Below are 19,808 nucleotides of genomic sequence, written 5' to 3'. Positions count from 1 at the left end.
CACTCTTCCCCTAGCCAAACCGGCACGTCAAACGACGGCTTGAACGTGCTCTCCCACCTGGGGGCGCTCGAACGCCACGGCGTCGCCCTTCGCATCGAACAGCGTGACCGCGGACGAGGCCACCTTGATGCCCACGCGCGCGCCCGGCTCGTATTGCGCGTCCTTCTTGTCGAGCTTGAGCGCGATGGCGTGCGCCATGCCGTCGAGGCGCGCGTGCAGGATCGACACGTCACCCAGATGTTCGACCAGCTCCACGCGCGCGGCGATGCCTTCGTCCGCGAAGCCGATGCTCAGGTGCTCGGCGCGCACGCCCAGGGTCAATTCGCCGTTGAGTGCGCGATCCGGACGGCCCGACAACGCGATACGGTGGCTCGCACCCGCAAGCGCGAGGACGGTTTGCACGCCGTTTTGCGACACGACCGTGGCGGCGAGCATGTTCATTTGCGGCGAGCCGATAAAGCCGCCGACAAAACGGTTCGCGGGCCGGTCGTACAGATCGAGCGGCGCACCGGTCTGCTCGATGTTCCCCTTGTTGAACACCACGATCTGCTCGCCGAGCGTCATCGCCTCGACCTGATCGTGCGTGACGTAGATCATCGTCGTGCCGAGTTCGCGGTGCAGCTTCGCGAGTTCGATACGCATCTGCACGCGCAGCGCCGCATCGAGATTCGACAGCGGCTCGTCGAACAGAAACACGCGCGGCTTGCGCACGATCGCGCGGCCAATCGCGACGCGCTGCCGCTGGCCGCCCGAGAGCGCCTTGGGTTTGCGCTCGAGCAGGTGCGTGATCTGCAGGATTTCGGCGGCGCGGCCCACGACCTCGCGCACTTCGCGCTTCGACTTGCCCGAGAGCTTCAGCGAAAAGCCCATGTTCTCCGCAACCGTCATATGCGGGTAGAGCGCATAGCTCTGGAACACCATCGACACGCCGCGATCCACCGGCTGCAGATCGTTCACGCGTATGCCGTCGATCAGAATGTCGCCGCCGCTCACTTCCTCGAGCCCGGCGATCATGCGCAGCATGGTCGACTTCCCGCAACCCGACGGCCCGACGAATACCGTGAACTGTCCGTCGGGAATATGAAGATCGATGCCCTGAATGATCTGCGGACCTTCGCCATACGTCTTCACGACGTTGCGCAATACGAGTTCGCCCATTGTTACGTCCTCCTTGGTGCTCTTGCTTGCCGTCCCGCGCGAGACAGGCGTGCCTGCCCTCTTCGCGCGGGTTACGGTGCTGTCTGTGTGCCCGCGTTAGCGTGCGGCCTCGGCCGCGGCATGCTCCGCGATCACCTCGCTATACCAGTGCGCGCTGTCCTTCAGCGTGCGCTTCTGGGTCTCGTAGTCGACGTACACCATGCCGAAGCGCTTGTCGTAACCGGACGCCCATTCGAAGTTGTCCAGCATGCTCCATGCGAAATAGCCGGCCACGTCCACGCCCTGTCGTGCGGCTTCGGACAGTGCGGCCAGGTGCAGATCGAGGAAGTGGATGCGGTCGGTGTCCTGCACGCGGCCGTTTTCGAGCACGTCTTTCGAGGCACAGCCGTTCTCGGTGATGAAGATCGGCGGCAGCTTGTACTCGGCATTGAGCTTCGTGAGCAGTTCGGTCAGGCCTTCCGGATAGACTTCCCAGTCCATGTCCGTGAAGCCGTGCACGCCCGGCGGACGCTTGTTGCCCGAAGCGCTCGCGAAGATACGCGTGTAGTAGTTGATGCCGAGGAAGTCGAGCGGCGTGCCGATGATGTCGAAGTCGCCTTCGCGGATCACCTCTTGCGGGCCGTTCGCGCCATACCATTGCAGCGCTTCGGCCGGATATTCGCCCTTGAAGATCGGGTCCATGTACCAGCGCACGAACTTCGCGTATTCGAGCGAAGCGGCAGCGAGGTCGTCAGGCGCGTCGGTCGCGCCGTGTGCCGGCGACTGGTTGAGCACGATGCCGAGCGGTGCCTTCACGCCGTCGGCGCGCATGGCCTGAACGGCCAGGCCGTGCGAAAGCAGCAGATGATGCGCCACGTGCGCCGCCTTCTTCAGGTCGGCGTTGCCCGGCGCGAAGTAGCCCGTCGCGTTGCCGAGCCATGCGGTACACCAGGGCTCGTTGTGCGTGGCGATCGAAGCCACGCGGTCGCCCAGCACGCTGCCGATCTTGCGCGCGTAGTCGGCAAAACGATACGCCGTATCGCGGCTTTCCCAGCCATTCTGCGCCGTCTGCAATGCTTGCGGCAGGTCCCAGTGATACAGCGTCGCGAACGGCTGGATGCCGCGCTCGAGCAGGCCGTCGACCAGACGCTCGTAGAACGCGAGGCCCTTTTCGTTGTACGCGCCGCGACCATCCGGCTGCACGCGCGGCCACGCAATCGAAAAGCGATAGGCATTGACGCCCATTTGCGCCATCAGATCGAGATCCTGTTCGAGGCGATGGTAGTGATCGCAGGCCACGTCGCCGCTTTCGCCTTTCACGACCTTGCCGGGCACGCGGCAGAACGTGTCCCAGATCGATTCGCCACGGCCGTCCTCACGGGCCGCGCCTTCGATCTGATACGAGCTGGTGGCCACGCCCCAGACGAAGTTTTCCTTGAATTGAAACGTCGACATAACGATAGGTATCCTGATTAGTCGTGTCCGCTCTTGCTCGAGCGGCATGAAATGAACGAAGCGAAACTCAGGCCTTGACGGCGCCGGTCGTCAAACCGTCGATCAAGCGCCGCGAGGTGAAAGCGAACAGCACCAGCAACGGCACCACGGCAACCGCCGAGCCCGCCATCACCGCGCCCCAGTCCGAATTGGTCGGGCTTTGCAAAATGCGCAGCGCGAGGGGCAGCGTGTACATCGAGGGCGAACGCAGCACCACGAGCGCCGAGAGAAAGTTGTTCCAGGCCTGAATGAAGCTGATGAGGCCGAGCGTGCCCAGTGCCGGCCCGAGCAGCGGCAACACGATGCTCCAGTAGATGCGGAACTCGCCGCAGCCGTCGATGCGCGCCGCCTCGATCAGGTCGGACGGAATCGCCGACGCGATGTACTGGCGCATGAGGAACACGCCGAGCGCGGCCGCCGCGCCGGGTACGTAGAGCGCGCGCGGCTGATTGATCCAGCCGAGCAGGTTCATCGTCATGAAGGTCGGAATCATGCTGAGGAACGGCGGCACCAGCATGGCCGTGAGCGCGACGGCAAAGAGCGTCTTCTTGAAGCGGAACTCATACATCGCAAACGCGTAGCCGGCCATCGAAGTCACGAGCAGCGTCAGTACGGTCTGGATCGTGGCCGTGTAGAAACTCCAGCCCAGATTGCGCCAGAACGGAATGTGACGCATGAGCGACGCCATGTTGTCGAGAAACGCGTTGCCGAACCACAGCGGCGGCGGCATCGAGAAAATCTCGGAACTCGTGTGCGTGGCAAAAACGAACATGAACCAGAACGGCGAGAACATCAGCACCGCGCCCGCCAGCACGACGGCGTAGCCCGTATAGCGCGCCTTGTTTTTCGACAGTTTCATCGCTGTGCCTCTTCTTTCATGCCGCTGCGGTGGAAAATGCGCGTGTTGAGCCACATCAGCGCGGAAATCGTGATAAAGAGCAGCCACGCAATCGAACTGGCCGTGCCGAAGTCGCCGTCGTGGAATGCCGTGCGATACATGTAGACTGCCGTGGTCAGGCCTGACTGGCTCGTGCCCATGCCTTCGTTCGGGAGCAGGATGAACGGCTCTTCGAACAGTTGCAGCCCACCGATGATCGAAAGCGTGACGGCGAAGAAGATCATCGGTTTGAGAAGCGGAATCGTGATGCGCGTGAACTGTTGCCAGCCATTGGCGCCGTCGATGCGTGCCGCCTCGTAAATGTCCTTCGGAATGGTTTGCAGCGCGGACAGATAAAGCACCGTATTCCAGCCCACGTAGCGCCAGAAGACGACAACCGAAACCGCCGGCTTCACGTTCGCGGGGTTATACAGCCACTCGATCGGTTTCGAAGGCACGATCCAGTGCAGCCCCGGAATCTTGCCGATCTCGGCAATGGCGAGGTTGATCATGCCGAAGTCGGTCGAATACAGCGACGAGAAGATCAGCGCGATTGCCACGCTCGACGTGATGAAGGGCAGGAAATACAGCCCGACCACGAAATTGCGCCAGCGGCGAAATGCGGTCTGCAGAAAGAACGCCAGCGGCAGCGCAATGAGGTGCTGCGGCACGCCGGACATGACCGCCATCGAAGCCGTGTTGTAGAGCGATTTCCAGTACCACGGGTCAGTCAGCGTGAAGGTGAAGTTCGACAGGCCCACCCACTTCATGCTCGCCAGACCCGCTGTCGCGTCCCAGCTCTGGAACGAGAGATACAGCGAAAACAGCAGCGGAAAGGCCAGGAACACGGCGAACAACAGGAAAAACGGCGCGAGAAACAGGTACGGCGCGATCTTGACCGGATTGAGCCGCGGTTTGCCACGAGCGTGGGCGAGCGGCGCGAGCGTATCGCGCACGAGCCCTTCCCGGGAGACCTGTTCAGTTGTGGGCAGAGGAGAGTTCATCAATAGTTCCGTCCATTCGGGCGTGGCCGGCCGGGGCGACCGGCCACGCTGTTGCAGCGGGCTTCAAAGCGCGGCGATGCATGCCGCGCCGTTTCATCAGAACCGCTTAACGGCGGACCCGATGCGTGATCTCAGCCTGTGCTTCCTGCAGCGCCTGGTGGATGTCCTCGTTGCTGTCGACCACCTTGTCGAGCGCCGAGTGGACCGCCTCTTCGGCAACCTGGTCATACTTGCTGCGCTGGATCGCCGGGATATGCGAGGCCGCATCGCGCCAGATCAGGCGAGCCTTCTCGTTGCCGAGGAACGCCACGGGCTGCGCAAAGAAGTCGTCGTGCTGCGCCGAAAGCAGCGCCGGGAAGGCATCGATCGAGCGGAACGAAGCGAGCTGCTCGTCCGGGCGCGTCGTCAGGAACTTGATGAATTCCCACGACAGCTGCTTTTGCGAGGCCTTCACCGGAATCGACCAGAACGTGCCGCCGAACGATGCATAAGCACCGCCGGGCAGATTCGTCGCGCGCCACAGGCCCTTCGTATCGGGTGCGATCCACGACGAGAGGTGGCCGCCGAGCCATGCGCCCATCATTTGCGTGGCGACCGTGCCGCGCTTGAAGCTCTCGGCCCACTCGTTCGACCACGGCGTGATCTTCGCGTCGAGACCGAGATCGCGCGCCTTCTTCGCCAGCTCGAATGCCTTCACGAAGCGCGGCGACGTCACGACCGGATTGCCAGCCTTGTCGAAGTACACGCCATCGCCTTCCTTCAGGTCGGCGCGAATATAGATGTCTTCGATATCGCGCGACGACGCCATCAGGTACGCGCCGGTCGCCTTCTTGATCTTCTGGCCGGCCGCGAGATACGAGTCCCACGATTTGGTCAGATCGGCTTCGGTCACGCCCGCCTTGTCGAGAATGTCCTTGCGGTAGAACAGCGTGCCCGGGCCGATATCGCCCGGCATGCCGACGATCTGGCCGTCCTGCGTCGTGGCCTGCGCGAACGTGTAGTTGATGAACTGGCTCTTGTACTGACCGGCGCTATAGGGCGGCTTGGCCAGGTCTTCGAGACCGCCGCCCGCGGCGAAACGGCCAATGAAACCGACTTCGACGGCCATCACGTCGGGCAGGTCAGAACTCGTTGCGAGCGCCGTGGTCATGGCGTTGTGGTGATCGGCGATCGCCAGCGACGACACCTTGATGTCGACGTCCGGATGCAGCTTCTTCCACGCGGGAATCGCGTCCTTGATTTCCTGGTCGAGCTTCGGAAACACCGCGACGGTCAGCGTGGTGTTCGCATGCGCAGCCACGGTAGCCAGGCTGAGCAAAACTGCGGCGGCAGTGCCTGAAAAACGGAAATTCATTACATGTCTCCTGGTGAAACGTTTGTGAGTGACGTTCAATTGCTCCCCTGCTGCTACGAACTACTTCCCCTGTTGTATTGATTCGCAGTGCTTGACGCCCTGCTTGCCGCGCTTCCGGTGTTTGAAAGCGCTTTCACCGCAAAACCAAAAAAACGGCCCGAAGTGGACGCGGACCTTACGCCCCCTTGTCTGCCGGGGTCAACGACGGCCCGATGCGACGCGTCGTCTCGCGCGTCACCAGCGTGAGCGGAATGGGGCTCAGCGCGATGGGCTGCTTGCGGATCATCTGCACGATGCCTTGTGCGGCGAGACGGCCGATTTCATAGGTCGGCTGGCGCACTGTCGTCAGAGGCGGCGTCATGTACGAAGAAGTCGGCAGATCGTCGAAGCCGACCAGCGACACATCCTCGGGCACGCGCACGCCGCGGCGGAACATCGCGAGACGCGCGCCGTACGCGGTCTGGTCGTTCGCGCAGAACACCGCGCTCAACGACGGCCGGCGCACCAGCAGCCGCTCCATGGCCGCGAGGCCGCCTGTTTCGAGGTAATCGCCCTGCTCGACCAGATCGGCGTCGAAGCCGATTCCCGCTTCTTCCAGTGCGATGCGGTAACCGTCGAGACGTTCGATCGCGTCTTCGTGACTGCTCGGGCCGGCAATGAACGCGATCTCGCGGTGGCCCTGCTCGATCAGATGGCGGGTCGCGTCGCGTGCGCCCTGCAGGTTGTCGATCGGCAGGCCCGCCAGCGCCGTGCCGTTTTGCACCGAGCGCCCAAGCACCAGCATGGGCGCGTAGCGCGAGTATTCGGTGAGCGTAGGTTCGTCGAGTTGGGCATGCAACAGAATGATGCCGTCCACGCGGCGCGCGATGAACTCTTCGAGGCGTGCCTTTTCGTCGACGACATTCCAGCGGCTGCTCACGAAGATCGGCGTGAAGCCCGGCTCGGAAAGCGCCTCTTCGATACCGCGCAGCCACTCGGCGTAAAACGGGCTCGACACGGCCTGTGTCAGGACGCCGATGGTTTCGGTCCGGCCGCTCGCAAGACTGCGCGCCAGCACGTTCGGACGATAGTTGAACCGCGCGATCGCCTCTTCCACCGCGCGCTGCTTTTCGGGAAGAACACGCGCGGTGCCGTTCAGGATGCGCGACACCGTGCTCGGAGACACGCCGGCAGCGCGCGCAATTTCTTCCAGCGTCACGTTGGGACCCGGAGTGGGTCCGCTCTGGACACTGGGCGCGCCGGGTGCTTCGTTGGTGCCATCGGTCATGAGTTCCGCCTGAACATTTTCATGAAAGCGCTTTCAGACACTGAAAAAAGCGTTTCCAGATACGAATTCGAAGTGGTTAAAAACAGCAGAAAAAGCAGCCGGTGCGACCAGGGTGGAGGAGAGATCGCACCGGCCTCTCTATGAAAGAGAATTAAGCAGTACCTAACACAAAGAGATCACAACAACTACAGGTCAAACGAAGTCAAATCAGAACATGTGCATGATGCCCGCGAACACGCCGGTCTGGCTGTGGCCGTAGTTCGGGTTGTCGTTCGACGACGTGCCCGTCGTCGCGTCGAAGTTGTTGTTGCCGTAAGAGCCGTTGCCGAGGTTGATGTTCGACGTCGAGCTGTTGTGCACGTAGCCGGCTTCTGCGTACAGGAACGTGCGCTTCGACAGGTTGTACGTCGTGCCGAGCGTGAACAGCGTGGCATTGCCGTTGCCGTTGTTCGCGTTCGCATGGAACACCGCAGCCGTGATCGCCGAAGCGTCGTTCACCTGCCAGCCAGCACCGATCCACTCGTGGTCCACCGTCGTCGGTGCACGCACGCCAGCCGGCTGCGACGCGTCGGTCACGCCCATGCTTGCGTTGGTGGCGCTCGGTGCGCTCAAGTGCTGGTAGCCAGCGTAAATCTTCACCGGACCGATCACATACGTGCCGCCAGCGAGAATCGAGCGCGAAGCCGAATACACGTTGTTGAACGAACCGTCTGCACCGCGGACTTCGTCATAGATCACACGGAAGTCGCCGCTGCCCCACGTGTAGATACCTTCAATCGCGTTCGTGCGGCCCTGGCCCGTCGGCACGCCTTGTGCGTTGACCGGCGCCGAGTTCCAGCTCGTGTTGTTGGTCAGCGAATACTGGCCCTTGATCACGAGACCGCCAAACAGCGTGGGCGAATCATATTCCGCGCCATTGCTCGTGCTCGTCCAGTTACGGCCGCGCACCAGCGTCGAGATGGCGTAACGCTGCATCAACTGCGGGTCCGCGCCCCAGCTGTCTTGGGCGAGTTCGCCGGCGCCGAGATTACCCATCTTGAACAGACCGAAGCGGTCGTTGCTGAAACCCACCGTGGCGTGACGACCGAACAGGTTGCCCGCCGAGGCGCCCGTCATCGTATTGAGCTGGCCTTCCAGCTGGAACACCGCCTTCGTGCCGCCGCCCAGATCTTCCGAACCCAGCAGGCCGAACCAGGAGCAACCCCAGTCGCCGCTCTGTGCCGAGAACTTGTTACCGCCCGGCAGACCGGTTTCATACTGCACGCCGTTGTCGATACGGCCATACAGTGTGACGCTGCTCTGCGCGTGCGCCATCGTCGTCGCAGCAGCCATTACCGACAATGCAATAAGCTTCTTGTTCATTAGATATCCTATATATATTTTGGCGTCTCCAAACCGCGCAGGTCGCGTGCGCTCTACACGTTCCCTACCAGGCTGCCTCACTGAAATGTTCCGAATCACATTTCGAGGCGATTATAGGGACGCGCCTGCCCCGTGTATCGAACCGGCAGTCCAGGGAAAACGCTGTTACCGATAACAGTTGCGCGCCGCGCGGCCCCGGAGTAGGCCCCTGCTTTGTGACCATTCCGTTATGGTCACAAAGCTCGCAACTCCGTTTGCGGTCGTGAGGGAAAATATGCGCAGCAAGGGAAATGTACCGAACACCCGTGCTACTTCGGCCAAATCGCGCTTGACAGCGCTTTCAAAAGCGCCGCTCTGACGTTGTGAAGTTGCAACGACAACACGGAAATTTTTTGCCCGTTGTGTCCGCAGCGTTGCAGTTCTGCTGAGAGCGCTGTCACCAGCAGGCCTCGGCAATAGCGACTATGATCAAGGTATACCCTGCCGGGCAACGAGTTGAGATTCTCCGGTAAGCACACTCAGCGCGGGACGTCGAATCAATCCCGCGGGCTTTCCGGCTTCAGACCATCGCGCCACGCAATTCCCCGCGCCTCGACTCCCGCTGTTCCCCGCCACGTCGCGCGCGCGACGTCCCGTCCGAACGCAATGCACCAGCACGCACCAGCGCAACTTTCGCCGGGCGATGGCGCTGCCGTTCCATGCCCGGCTGGCTAGACCCCCGACGCGTCCTTGCGGTGACCACTACGCCGCGCACTGCGCGGGCTGGTTTGCCCTCTGACTTCCGCGGCCCTGCGTCGAAGAAGGACCGGAAGACTTGCTGCCGGCTGTGACCGGCACTTTTGCCACACTGCAAGGAGGTATCGTGAAAGCCATCATCACTTCCACGCTCGCATTGCTGATCTCCAGCGCCATGGTGCCGGCCGTTCAGGCTCAAACCGATTCGGGCGCAAACAACCCGCAACTCGCGCACAGCGTCCGGGTCGCTTTCGCGCGCAATGGCGTCAACACGTCCCATATCTTTGTCTTTGCTCGAGGAGGCACCGTCACGCTGCTCGGATGGGTCGACGCGCACGAACAGGTCGCGCTCGCCGAGCGCAGCGCGGCTTCGGTCGAAGGCGTGCAATCGGTGGACAGTTGGCTCGCGCGTGGACGCTGAGGTCAATGAGATCGAATGAATCGCGGCGCGCGGACGGCGCCTGTATTGTCCGCGCGCCGTGCTTTATTTATCGATCGCGCCGCGCAATGAGATGTCTGATCCGTTTGATCCAGCCGCCGCGCCCATAGTCGGTCTGCTGCAGAAACACGGCAATCACGATGATCAGTCCTTTGAGGACGAGTTGGGTATTGCTGTCGATATCGTTGAGCAACAGGATGTTGCCGAGGAAGCCGAATATGAGCACGCCCGCCACCGTGCCCGATATCCGCCCAACGCCGCCGGCAAGACTCGTCCCGCCAATCACCACGGCGGCAATCGCGTCGAGTTCCCAGCCGGACCCGGCATCGGCCTTACCCTGGCGGTACTGCGCCGCATAGAGCACGCCAACCAGCGCCGAGAGCAGGCCGGAAATGGCGTAGGCCATCAGCTTGTAGCGGTTGACATCGAGCCCTGAAACCACGGCGCATTTCTCGTTGCCGCCTATCGCGTACAGATATTTACCGAACACCGTGCGATTCATCACGAAGCTGAACACGAGCGCGATCACGAGAAAGAAAAGCGCAGGCACGGGAATCAGGTTGAACAGCAGCGCGCGCAGATTCTCGATTTCGGCGGTCGCGTTCGTTCCGCTGTAAATCGAATAGACGGCGGTGTCCTGCCCGGCGATCAGCCGCGCAGCGCCGAGCACGCCGACCATCGCCGCGAGCGTGACGATGAACGGCTGCATGCGCCCGCGCGTGATGATCCAGCCGTTGATGCTGCCCACCGTGAAGCCCGCGAGCGGCACGATCCAGAGCACGCCTGCGAGCGGCATGCGGTGCGCCGCGTGCAACGCGATATACAGGCACGCCAGCGCCGCGCACAGCAGCGCAATGCCGCCGCGCAGCGCGCGTGCGGCGCCCGCATGCGCGCCATGCGAACGCTGCGGCCTGCGCCATGCACCGAGCACGATGAACACGATCGAGAACACGGCAATCGCGTTGAGCACGAGTGAAGCGTCAGTCGCCCGGTTCCATCCCTCCGTGGTCAGCAGCATGGCGGTCAGCACGCTGCCCAGTCCCATGATCGCGCCGACGGAAAGATCGATGCCCGCGGTGATGATCACGAGCGTCATGCCGATCGACATCACGCCGACGTTGGCGACCTCGCGAAACACGTCGGAGATATTGGCGCTGGAGAGAAAGATGTTGCTGCCATCGGTCGAGTGAGGCGAGGTGAATGCGCCCACCACGAGCAGCAGGATCAGCCCCAGGTAGTACTTCAGGTGCGTCATGAGCGTGCTGAGTTGACGCCTGCGCGTTGGCGCGTCCGGCTCGGCGACATGGTCCTGCACATGCAGCATGGTCAGTCTCCAGTCAGTATCGATTCAAGGCGAAGCGAGATTGATCAGCAGGTCGCCGGAAAAATCGCTGCGCGGCACGATCTGTTTCGCTCGCCCTTCGCACAGCACGAGAATGCGGTCGCACAGCAAGGTCAATTCGTCGATTTCCGAACTGGCGATCAGCACCGTCACGCCCGAGCGCGCCGCGTCGAGTATCTGGCGGTAAATCTCCGCTTTGGCGGCGACGTCCACGCCGCGCGTCGGTTCGTCGAGCAGCAGGATGCGCGGCTTCGTCATCAGCCATTTGCCGATGATGAGCTTTTGCTGATTGCCGCCCGACAGGCTATTGGCGCTTTGCGCGAGGCTGCGATGCTTGACCCGCGAGGCTCGTGCCTGTTCGGCGGCCCAGCCGCACAGCCTGCGCCGCCGGTAGAACGGAAAACCGGGCACGCGCGGCAACGACGGCAGCACGAAGTTCGCTTCGAGCGACTGATCGAGCACGAGGCCGTCCTTCTTGCGGTCTTCGGTCACGAAGGCGAGGCCCGATTCCGCGGCTTCATTCGGCGACCTGAATGACCGGTGCTGTCCCGCAATCGCGATGGCACCCTCCTGCCGGTAGGCCGAGATCCCGTAGATGGCTTCGAGCACTTCGGTCTTGCCTGCGCCGAGCAGGCCTGAGAGGCCGAACACTTCGCCCTCGCGCACCGCAAACGACACGTCGCGCACCATCGCACGCGCCGGCCCCCACAGCGAGAGATTGCGCACTTCCACACTCGTGCTGCGAGCGCGCGGCGCCTCGTCCGCACCGCGCTCGGGCGGCGCGAAGTCCTTGCCGATCATCATCGAGACGAGCGCCGTCGAGGACTCCACCTGCGCGACCGGCAGCGTCGAGATGCGCCGGCCGTCGCGCAGCACGGTCACGCGGTCGGCCACGGCGAAGACTTCGCCCAGCCGGTGGCTGATCAGCACGATGCCCATGCCGCGTTCGCGCAGTTGCCGCGTGAGCGTGAGGAGCGCGTGGGTCTCCGCGTCGGAGAGCGCCGAGGTCGGCTCGTCCATGATCAGCACCCGGGCTTCGGCCACCAGCGACTTGGCAATTTCCACCAGTTGCTTTTCGCCCACCCGCAGCGCGCCGACCAGCGCATCGGGACTCGCGCGAAAGCCCAGTTGGCCGAGTACGCTGCGCGCGGCCGTGCGCATGGCGCGCCGGTCAGGAAAGCCCCAGCGCGTGCGCGGCTCCTTGCCGAGGAATATGTTGTCGACCGCGGATAGCGTATCGACGAGATTCAACTCCTGATGAATCACCGCGATCCCTGCATCGATCGCGTCGTTGACGCTCGCGAGGCGCGTGGGCACGCCCCGCACCCGTATCGTGCCGCTGTCGGGCGTATAGAGGCCGCCCAGCATCTTCATCAGGCTCGATTTGCCCGCGCCGTTCTCGCCAACGAGCGCATGCACCTCCCCCGCCACGACATCGAAGTCGACGCTCGATAACACGGCGCTGCCGTTGAACGAAATCGACAGGCCTGCCGCCTCGATGAGCGGCGCGGTGGCAGTGGCATTCATTCAGGAGTGGCTAGCAATATACGCCTTGGCGTTGTCCGCAAAAATGCCCTGGGTCGGCAACGTGACCTTCTTCGGGATCTTTTCGCCATGCAGCAGCTTGAGCGCCTGGCGTATGCCTTCGGCGCCGGGCGTGGGGTACATGAACGTGCCGGCGAGCAGGCCTTGCGAGACCCAGGTCGCGCCCTCCTGCGGCAACCCGTCGATGCCCACGAACTTGATGCTCTTGTCGCGCCCCGCGTCCTTGGCCGCGAGATAGGCGCCGTAGGCCATCGGATCGTTGTGCCCGTACACCACATCGATTTTCGGATTCACGCGCAACACCGTCTTCATGTACTCGTACGCCTTGTCCTGCTTCCAGTCGCAGTCCACGCGTTCGCCCACGAGCTTGATGCCCGACTCCTTGCCGATCACGCTCGCCGCGCCGTCGTGGCGGTCGTGCGCCGGCTGCGCGCCGAAGCCGCCCCAGACCTCGACGAGATTGCCCTGCGCGTGACCCGGACCGCCCATCAGCTTGACGATGAATGCGCCGGCTTCGCGGCCGATCTGCACGTTGTCGCCGCCGATGAACTGCGTATAGGATTCGCCGTTCACCTCGCGGTCGAGCACGAACACGGGAATGCCTGCCTTATAGGCCTTTTCCACCACGCCGGTCAGCCCCGCCGACTCCTTGGGCGAAATGAAGATCGCATCCATCTTCTGGGCAATGAAATTCTCCATGTCGGCATTCTGCTTGTCGGTGCGGTCGCCGGCGTCGGCAATGATCAGATCGACCTCGGGATGCTTCGCGGCCTCGGCTTTCATGTCCTTGTTGAACTGCACGCGCCAGGGCTCGACCGTGGTCACCTGCGAGAAGCCGAAGCGGTATTTTTTCTGCTGCCCGAACGCGGGCGTGCTGAACGTCCCGAGTAGACCCGCTGCGCCGGCGAGCGGCACGGCGACCAGACCCGCAATCAGAATGCGTCGTTGACTGTCCATTGCCCTGTCTCCTTTGTTGTCTGAACCGGGCGGCGCGTGCGGCCGGCCTCGGGTGCTGCGAAAAATAAAACGTTATAGCGGCGGCGCGGCAGAGGCACGCGCCGCTTCGCCCCATTCGTCATACCGCACCGGGCCCGTGCTGTCGCGCACGCGCAAGTCGGCACGCATGCGCAAGTGCACGATCTCCGCGTTCTCGCCCAGCAACTGCTTGTGCAGGAGATGCCAGATGCCGCGGGCAATCGCCTCGGCGGGCTGACGAATCGAACTGATGCCGGGACGCAGCACCGACATCCACGGCGCGTCGTCGAAGGAAAGCAGCGAGATGTCGTCCGGCAGTTGCAGGCCCGCGTCGCGGATCGCCCGCAGCGCGCCGAGCGTCGCGACGTTCGCGCCCGTGAAGAGCGCCGTGGGGCGCTCGCGCGCGGCGAGCACGCCGAGCGTCGTCGCGTGGCTCTCGGTATCGCTCATGCCGCATACCACGACGTTGGCGTGCTGCGCCAGACCGGCGCGCTGCATCGCGTCCTGGTAGCCCTGGGCCCGCTCGCGGCTGTTCACGAGGTCGAGCGCATTGACGATGAACGTGATGCGGCGATGGCCGAGCGCGATCAGATGCGCGGTGCCGTCCATCGCCGCGCGATGACTGTCGGTCGTGACCGTGTTGGCGGGAAAGCTGTTGTCCACGCGGTCGGCCATCACGAGCGGCACGTCGCATTCGCGCAGTTCGCTGATCGCGTGCTCGTAGCCGTGGCAGGGAATGATGATCATGCCCGCCACCTGGCGCGAAAGGACGAAGCGGATGCGCTCCGCTTCGCGCTCCGGGTCCTCCTGGGCGTGCGCCAGGATGAGCCGGTAGCCGGATTCGAGTGCATGATCTTCGAGCGCGCAGACCAGTTCGATAAAGAACGAATTGGTCAGGTCGGGCACGACAAAACCAATCGACGTGGAGCGGCAACTGCGCAGTTCGGCGGCCAGACTGTTGCGCCGGTAGCCGAGTTTGCGGGCCGCTTCCCAGACCTGGCGCTGGCGCGCTTCGCTCACGTTTGCGGCGCCCGCGAGCACTTTGGACGCCGTGCCCAGCGAGACTCCCGCTGCGTTCGCGACGTCCTTGAGTGTACTGGCACTTTTCTTGCGGTCGTCCATGCTGGTCTGTCCGCCCGAGGTGACGCGCTTGAGGTTATCCGCCCGAACTGAAACGTTTCATAGAGTAGGAAATGGATTTTCAGGCTTCAAGGGAGGGTTTTTCCGGGTCGCCGGGGGAGAGCGTGAGGACTAGCGGTAGTTCACGAAGTTGATGATGTCGTTGAGGAACCACGGAAGAATCAGTTGCGTGTCGGGATCGCTGACGCCCACGGTTAGCCTCGGCGGCTTCGAGGCGGGCGCGCCGGGGTGCGCGCCATCGGGCGTATGCAGCATGTAGGTGTTGGTGTCGGCAGCGGGCGGCGGCGACGGCGAAGCACAGCCGGCAACGAGTAAGGCGAGGAACGCTGCGCAGCACAAACGCTTCATGATCGGCAATCTCCAGCCACGTGATCTCGACAAGCCCAAGCGTACCATTGGCCTCGCCGCAATCGCGCGCAGCTGTGCAGACACCTTGCTTGCCTGGCAGTCAATCAATAGTCGAATCGAGTTCGGTCAGAACCAGAATATTTGTCGCATGCCATCCCACTGCTTTATGCAAAAGCCAATCAATCAAATGCGGCCGCGACCCGCGATCATCGGCTTCGTTTTGACCTCCATTGATACGTATCAACGGGAACAACGCTTATTACCCTATCGACCTACGCGATCGAATGAGCACGAGATATTCTCTGCCGACTCATTCAGGCCACTATGGGAACAGTCTTCCATGAGAATCAATCGCATCGTTTTTATTCCCGCCGCAATGGTGATTGCGGGAACGGCACTTCCGGTCCTCGCGCAGCAAACCGTCGTGTACCCGTCGAAAGGCCAAAGCGCCCAGCAGCAAAGTTCCGATGAAGGTGCCTGCTATGCGTGGGCAAAACAGAAAACGGGCGTTGACCCGGCGGTCGTGGCAAACGCTGCGCCGCAAGCTCAAGCGTCGAATGGCCAACGCGTCCGGGGCGCCGCCGGAGGCGCGGCCATTGGCGCCGCCGCGGGTGCGATCGGGGGCGATGCCGGCCACGGCGCGGCCATCGGCGCCGTGGCCGGCACGGTTGCCGGGGGCGTAGCGCACCGGCGCCAGGGGCGCGCCGCGGCGGCGCAGAACGCACAGATGGAATCGACGCAACAGCAGGCGCTCGCTAACTATCGCCAGGCGTGGGAGGCTTGCATGCAGGGTCGGGGCTACTCGCTGCGCTAGGTGCGGACGATATCGAAGAGACGCGCTTAGCGGAAGCCGTAAACGAGAACCTTCTTCCCCTCGAATTGTTCCTGCACACCTTGATCGCAATTCGGCGGGCACGTCGTGCCGTCGACGGTGGGACCGGACGCGGGCGAATACGCTTTATAGACAACGGACTCGATGAGCGTCCCGTCGTCGGAAACAACGATCTGCAGGTCGGTCTCGACACCGGCCGGCACCGGCCCGCCGCTGCCATAAACCTGTTTCATGATGCCCGTGCAATCGGAATTCACGGTGTAGGTGCCGCTCTGGTACGGGTTGAAGGCAGTCTGCCCGCCTTTCGGCAAGCCGTTGATCATGCCGAAGTCGGTACGGGTGAATTTACCCGAGCCGTCGAACGTCACGATGGCGACATCATCGAGTGTCGACGGTGAGGCAAATGGGTGCAGCTTGTTGTTGCTATCCAGCAGGCCAAGAATTTCTCCATGCCCGTGAAATCCGTAAGCTCCCCTTAATGTTGCGTTCGAGCAAAGGCGGCCGTCGGCGTGTGCGACGCCACTGAGCGAGAGCAGTGCAAAGGCTGTTGCCGACAACATTCTTGAATGCTTGATCTTCATGGTCATCTCCTTGTCACCATAGCAGGCGTCTGGCTTCATAACGCGCAGTGAGCCATAAGCAGTCGTCGAGGGAGGCCCCGGCTCGTGCCGGTGAGCGCTCCGCTTCCTAAGCCTATGGAACCGCGCACGCTTGCGCCTCCATCATTTGATGGAGAGAGCGGGTCAGCAGGAGATTTCGGGTACAGAAAATTCGATGGGAAAGGCGTTACGGCTTCACTGCTTGAGGCATTACGACGGAAACGGCGTCGAGCGCGAAACTGGCTGGGGCGCCTGCCCCCGCCGCCAGCACGCCCACGACGCCGATCACTGCAGCGCGACAGACCGGCGGCCTCATTGGCCCTGCTTCTGCAGATACTGCCGCACGTCGCTCATCGACACCCTCCCTGTATGTGCCGTGTCGATCTGATCGAAATGTTGCGCGATATACCCGAGCCCGCTGCTTTGCGCCTGCGCCTTCGTGATCGAAGCGCCGTTGCTCAACGCGGAAGTCGCGCCGAGGCGTGCCTCCACCCTCTGCTGCGCTTGCTGCTGCAATTGCGTTCCGGTGGAGGGTGTAAGCGGTGCTGGGCGGTTCGACGGGAAGAATGGGCCATCCACGCCGTGGCCGCCCTTCGGCAGCTGAACGGGCGCCACCGCTTGCGTTGCCGCCTGCGCATGGCCTGTCGTGACCGCAGCCATCGCGCAAAGCATGAGCGGAGCAACGTACCACAGCTTTTTGAATGTAGACATGATCGCTCGCCTTCAATGAGTGAGGAGCGGGCCTCAATCGACTATCGATGATCGACGCTCGACGAGGCCCCCGGCCTGTGACGTTATTGGCCCGCTGCCGCGACTGCCGTGGAAGTCGGCGTACCCGCGGGACTCTCGTCGGGCCACGGCTGCGGAAGCGTCCAGAGCGAAAGCGCCAATGGGATGGGTTGACCACCATAGTAGCTCACGAGATCCGCCTTCATCTTCGGGCGCGCCACGTCGTCCAGATAAATCATGTGTCCGCCCTGGAAGAAGTTGACCTGCAGGTTCGGGCTCAATCCGGCCACCGTTTGCAGACGCGCGAGCTGCTTCTCCGTATTGAAGAACGGCGTGGCGAGATCGTGATAGCCGTTCTCCGCGAGCACCTTCAATTGCGGATTGAGCTGGATCGCGCCGAGCAGGTCGGGCAGCGTATCGGGCAGCGGCTGACCGTCGTGCGAGAAGTCCCAGACCTCGATGATGTTGTCGTTCAGCGGCATGTACGTCGCATTCGGCGCCGTGTAGCCGAGATAATCCGGCAGCTGCGTGGCGAGTGCGGTCGTGAACGGCTGCGAGATGAGAATGTCCGACGGGTCGCCGTCGCTCTGCAAACGCGGATCCGAGTTCGGCAACGATACGCGCCCGTCGTAACGACCGATCGTCGTGCCCGGGATCAGTTCGTTATTGAACGGATTCACGTTGAAGTAGCCATTGAGCGCCTGCAATGTGAGGCTCGAAGGCCAGCGCCACGAATCCAGCGTTTTCTCGGGCGGAAAGACCGGCTTGCCCAGCGCGTCGGGAATGCCGAGTTGACTCAGCACCCACGATTGCGCGTACTTGCGGAAATGCTTGTACTGGCCCGTCGCGAAGATCTCCGACTGCAACGCGAAGAGGCCCTGATCGATCAATGGCGGTGAAACCAGATTGAAATAGGCGGCCACCTCCGCATAGCCGGGGTAATAACCCGCGAGTGTATCGGTATCGAGCACCAGGCCCGCCGTCGAATCCGTAATGGCCGTCGCCTCGATCGCATCGGCAAAGTAGTTCAGGATGGACGACTGCAGCACGATGCCGGTCAGCTGCACGCCCGCCGCTTCGAGCGCGAGCGCAAGCATGTCGGTGCGCGGCGTGCCATACGATTCGCCGTAGAGATAGATCGGCGAACGACTGCGGTTATTCACGGCCAGATAGCGCTTGATGAAATCGCGCATCACGTTCACATCGGGATCGCAGCCCCAGAACTTCTGGTTCGTGTTCGGCAGGATGGCCTCCGAAAGCCCCGTGCCCGGCGGGTCGATGAACACCATGTCCGTCGTATCGATCAGACTCTCGGCGTTGTTGACGAGCGGGAAGTTCGGCCAGTTGGTGAGCAGCGGGTCGGGCGTGGCGACACGCGTTGGGGCAAACGAGCCGAGACGCAACCAGATCGACGACGAACCGGGGCCGCCGTTATAGATAAACGTCACGGGCCGCGGCGAGCCGTTCGTACTCGGCGCGGTATAGGCGACATACGACATCGTCGCCTCCGGATTGCCGTTTGCGTCCGAAGCGGTCAGATGGCCGGTTGTCGTCGTGTAGTTGATCGTCGTCTTGCCCGAGGTCCACTGGTAATGCATGATCGCGGCTTTTTCGGCAACCTGTGATGCGGCAAGGCCATCGTTGGCGTTCGGCGAGTAGGCGATCGGGTCGGTATAGGGCTGGTTGGCGTTTGGCGAGTTCGGCGTTTGCGCGGCCGCTTTCGCGCTTGCCGAAACCTGGTTCATTGCGCTCGCGGCAGGCGAGGACGGGCTATCGCCACCGCCGCAACCCGCCAGCATCAGCACGCCGATGGCGATTGCGCCTGCATGGCGCAGCTGGCACCCCCTGCGGCTCGAGCCCACGCTGGATTTACTGTCCGGATGCATTGTTATACCCCTTCGAATGATGACGTCACACTACGCGGGGGCCGCGTTCACCGGTAATAACGCCTTGAGAAAGGCGTCGAAAATCAAATGCAATTACCTTCACGAAGCGGCTGACATTTAACTTTCCATTCCTGACAAATTTGATTCAAATTAAGCGTCATTTATTTACTATGGATATCTAAATAATCCATAGCGCATCGGGCGAAATCATTGAGTTTCGCCGACGGGATTGCACTGGAAATATTTGGTAATGAGAGATGGCAGAGGAAAAATAGGAGGCGCCGCAGTACTTTGTCAAGGGCTAGTTTCGGAACCTATGCGCGCTGATTCGTTGCGCACGCAGCAATTGCGTCGAGCATGAAACAGCCGCGCGCATGCGGGTCGGCGATGCGGGATCTCGTTGCAACGCGACCGCGAGCGAAGGGCGAATAGATGCTCGACAATGCCCCACGGGTTGTCTGAACGATTGCAATCCGTGGCTTGCGTGCGCCGGCCGACACACCCAATTGGGGCCACACTTCCCGTTCGGTGCGTGACGGTCAAGCCCGTCCGCTCATTTAGCTACTCTTATAAATAAAAAGCCCGCACGGTAAAAAATTCCGCAACGCGATTTTTACCAGAACGCAGCCATCAAGCATATGTGCGCCTGGCAACAACGGAGATTGACGCGCTGTGCGAAATCAACCATATTTTGACCAGACGGCTGCGCTCGGTCCGGCCCCGTCGCTTTCCTGCGCATGCAG

General features: G+C 62.4%; 17 protein-coding genes. 2 read left to right on the top strand and 15 right to left on the bottom strand.

The genetic code is table 11. The features are described from left to right. Positions 1-27: 27 nt before the first annotated feature. From AB4Y35_RS22095 to AB4Y35_RS22065, 7 genes are all read right to left on the bottom strand, one after another. Positions 28-1,158, bottom strand: a complete 1,131-nt coding sequence (locus AB4Y35_RS22095; protein WP_368705924.1) for an ABC transporter ATP-binding protein — start codon at positions 1,156-1,158, stop codon at positions 28-30. Between the two features lie 96 nt (positions 1,159-1,254). Continuing rightward, on the bottom strand, positions 1,255-2,592 hold the full coding sequence (locus AB4Y35_RS22090) for a GH1 family beta-glucosidase (RefSeq protein WP_368705923.1): 1,338 nt from the start codon (positions 2,590-2,592) through the stop codon (positions 1,255-1,257). Between the two features lie 67 nt (positions 2,593-2,659). Beyond that, positions 2,660-3,490 carry a carbohydrate ABC transporter permease gene (locus AB4Y35_RS22085; RefSeq protein WP_028204698.1) on the bottom strand — a complete coding sequence of 277 codons (831 nt, stop codon included), beginning with the start codon at positions 3,488-3,490 and terminating at the stop codon, positions 2,660-2,662. Continuing rightward, complete coding sequence (locus AB4Y35_RS22080) at positions 3,487-4,512, bottom strand: sugar ABC transporter permease (RefSeq protein WP_342921768.1); 1,026 nt, start codon at positions 4,510-4,512, stop codon at positions 3,487-3,489. The genes AB4Y35_RS22085 and AB4Y35_RS22080 overlap by 4 nt, the downstream gene beginning before the upstream one ends. Before the next feature lie 106 nt (positions 4,513-4,618). Further along, positions 4,619-5,866, bottom strand: a complete 1,248-nt coding sequence (locus AB4Y35_RS22075) for an ABC transporter substrate-binding protein (RefSeq protein ID WP_368705922.1) — start codon at positions 5,864-5,866, stop codon at positions 4,619-4,621. Positions 5,867-6,041: 175 nt separating this feature from the next. Continuing rightward, a complete protein-coding gene (locus AB4Y35_RS22070) occupies positions 6,042-7,133 on the bottom strand; it encodes a LacI family DNA-binding transcriptional regulator (protein ID WP_368705921.1) in 1,092 nt (363 codons plus the stop codon). 207 nt (positions 7,134-7,340) lie between these two features. Beyond that, positions 7,341-8,495 (bottom strand): porin, encoded by a 1,155-nt coding sequence (locus tag AB4Y35_RS22065; RefSeq protein WP_368705920.1) that lies wholly within the window; start codon positions 8,493-8,495, stop codon positions 7,341-7,343. Positions 8,496-9,357: 862 nt separating this feature from the next. On the opposite strand from AB4Y35_RS22065, the gene AB4Y35_RS22060 reads away from it, so the two are divergent. Next, complete coding sequence (locus tag AB4Y35_RS22060; RefSeq protein WP_368705919.1) at positions 9,358-9,651, top strand: BON domain-containing protein; 294 nt, start codon at positions 9,358-9,360, stop codon at positions 9,649-9,651. A gap of 67 nt (positions 9,652-9,718) precedes the next feature. Here AB4Y35_RS22060 and AB4Y35_RS22055 read toward each other — a convergent pair whose 3' ends face one another. From AB4Y35_RS22055 to AB4Y35_RS22035, 5 genes are all read right to left on the bottom strand, one after another. Beyond that, complete coding sequence (locus AB4Y35_RS22055; RefSeq protein ID WP_368705918.1) at positions 9,719-10,993, bottom strand: ABC transporter permease; 1,275 nt, start codon at positions 10,991-10,993, stop codon at positions 9,719-9,721. A 24-nt stretch (positions 10,994-11,017) separates the two neighbouring features. Continuing rightward, positions 11,018-12,538: a sugar ABC transporter ATP-binding protein gene (locus tag AB4Y35_RS22050; RefSeq protein ID WP_368705917.1), complete on the bottom strand. Its 1,521-nt coding sequence runs from the start codon at positions 12,536-12,538 to the stop codon at positions 11,018-11,020. Next, positions 12,539-13,513: a substrate-binding domain-containing protein gene (locus AB4Y35_RS22045; RefSeq protein ID WP_368705916.1), complete on the bottom strand. Its 975-nt coding sequence runs from the start codon at positions 13,511-13,513 to the stop codon at positions 12,539-12,541. Positions 13,514-13,585: 72 nt separating this feature from the next. Beyond that, positions 13,586-14,653, bottom strand: a complete 1,068-nt coding sequence (locus AB4Y35_RS22040; protein ID WP_368687993.1) for a LacI family DNA-binding transcriptional regulator — start codon at positions 14,651-14,653, stop codon at positions 13,586-13,588. A 129-nt stretch (positions 14,654-14,782) separates the two neighbouring features. Then, positions 14,783-15,019: a hypothetical protein gene (locus AB4Y35_RS22035; RefSeq protein WP_368705915.1), complete on the bottom strand. Its 237-nt coding sequence runs from the start codon at positions 15,017-15,019 to the stop codon at positions 14,783-14,785. A 376-nt stretch (positions 15,020-15,395) separates the two neighbouring features. On the opposite strand from AB4Y35_RS22035, the gene AB4Y35_RS22030 reads away from it, so the two are divergent. Continuing rightward, on the top strand, positions 15,396-15,833 hold the full coding sequence (locus AB4Y35_RS22030; RefSeq protein ID WP_368706134.1) for a YMGG-like glycine zipper-containing protein: 438 nt from the start codon (positions 15,396-15,398) through the stop codon (positions 15,831-15,833). A gap of 26 nt (positions 15,834-15,859) precedes the next feature. Here the strand turns inward: AB4Y35_RS22030 and AB4Y35_RS22025 are convergent, their stop codons facing one another. The 3 genes from AB4Y35_RS22025 to AB4Y35_RS22015 all read right to left on the bottom strand — a co-directional run bounded on the left by AB4Y35_RS22025 (position 15,860) and on the right by AB4Y35_RS22015 (position 19,065). After that, a complete protein-coding gene (locus AB4Y35_RS22025) occupies positions 15,860-16,432 on the bottom strand; it encodes a hypothetical protein (RefSeq protein ID WP_368705914.1) in 573 nt (190 codons plus the stop codon). 330 nt (positions 16,433-16,762) lie between these two features. After that, positions 16,763-17,161: a 2-oxoglutarate dehydrogenase gene (locus AB4Y35_RS22020; protein WP_368705913.1), complete on the bottom strand. Its 399-nt coding sequence runs from the start codon at positions 17,159-17,161 to the stop codon at positions 16,763-16,765. A gap of 83 nt (positions 17,162-17,244) precedes the next feature. Further along, the gene (locus AB4Y35_RS22015; RefSeq protein WP_368705912.1) at positions 17,245-19,065 is read right to left on the bottom strand and encodes a peptidase S10; all 1,821 of its coding nucleotides are present in this window, start codon (positions 19,063-19,065) and stop codon (positions 17,245-17,247) included. Positions 19,066-19,808 lie beyond the last annotated feature (743 nt).

Source organism: Paraburkholderia sp. EG286A, assembly GCF_040965375.1.
In the GTDB taxonomy this organism is placed as follows: domain Bacteria; phylum Pseudomonadota; class Gammaproteobacteria; order Burkholderiales; family Burkholderiaceae; genus Paraburkholderia.
Note: the sequence above shows the minus strand (reverse complement) of the source record. Positions and strands in the feature narration are given on the sequence as shown.

Bases quoted from the DNA above. Each gene is read 5' to 3' on its own strand.
- AB4Y35_RS22095 (WP_368705924.1), bottom strand. From the start codon at position 1,158: ATGGGCGAACTCGTATTGCGCAACGTCGTGAAGACGTATGGCGAAGGT.
- AB4Y35_RS22090 (WP_368705923.1), bottom strand. From the start codon at position 2,592: ATGTCGACGTTTCAATTCAAGGAAAACTTCGTCTGGGGCGTGGCCACC.
- AB4Y35_RS22085 (WP_028204698.1), bottom strand. From the start codon at position 3,490: ATGAAACTGTCGAAAAACAAGGCGCGCTATACGGGCTACGCCGTCGTG.
- AB4Y35_RS22080 (WP_342921768.1), bottom strand. From the start codon at position 4,512: ATGAACTCTCCTCTGCCCACAACTGAACAGGTCTCCCGGGAAGGGCTC.
- AB4Y35_RS22075 (WP_368705922.1), bottom strand. From the start codon at position 5,866: ATGAATTTCCGTTTTTCAGGCACTGCCGCCGCAGTTTTGCTCAGCCTG.
- AB4Y35_RS22070 (WP_368705921.1), bottom strand. From the start codon at position 7,133: ATGACCGATGGCACCAACGAAGCACCCGGCGCGCCCAGTGTCCAGAGC.
- AB4Y35_RS22065 (WP_368705920.1), bottom strand. From the start codon at position 8,495: ATGAACAAGAAGCTTATTGCATTGTCGGTAATGGCTGCTGCGACGACG.
- AB4Y35_RS22055 (WP_368705918.1), bottom strand. From the start codon at position 10,993: ATGCTGCATGTGCAGGACCATGTCGCCGAGCCGGACGCGCCAACGCGC.
- AB4Y35_RS22050 (WP_368705917.1), bottom strand. From the start codon at position 12,538: ATGAATGCCACTGCCACCGCGCCGCTCATCGAGGCGGCAGGCCTGTCG.
- AB4Y35_RS22045 (WP_368705916.1), bottom strand. From the start codon at position 13,513: ATGGACAGTCAACGACGCATTCTGATTGCGGGTCTGGTCGCCGTGCCG.
- AB4Y35_RS22040 (WP_368687993.1), bottom strand. From the start codon at position 14,653: ATGGACGACCGCAAGAAAAGTGCCAGTACACTCAAGGACGTCGCGAAC.
- AB4Y35_RS22035 (WP_368705915.1), bottom strand. From the start codon at position 15,019: ATGAAGCGTTTGTGCTGCGCAGCGTTCCTCGCCTTACTCGTTGCCGGC.
- AB4Y35_RS22030 (WP_368706134.1), top strand. From the start codon at position 15,396: ATGGTGATTGCGGGAACGGCACTTCCGGTCCTCGCGCAGCAAACCGTC.
- AB4Y35_RS22025 (WP_368705914.1), bottom strand. From the start codon at position 16,432: ATGAAGATCAAGCATTCAAGAATGTTGTCGGCAACAGCCTTTGCACTG.
- AB4Y35_RS22020 (WP_368705913.1), bottom strand. From the start codon at position 17,161: ATGTCTACATTCAAAAAGCTGTGGTACGTTGCTCCGCTCATGCTTTGC.
- AB4Y35_RS22015 (WP_368705912.1), bottom strand. From the start codon at position 19,065: ATGCATCCGGACAGTAAATCCAGCGTGGGCTCGAGCCGCAGGGGGTGC.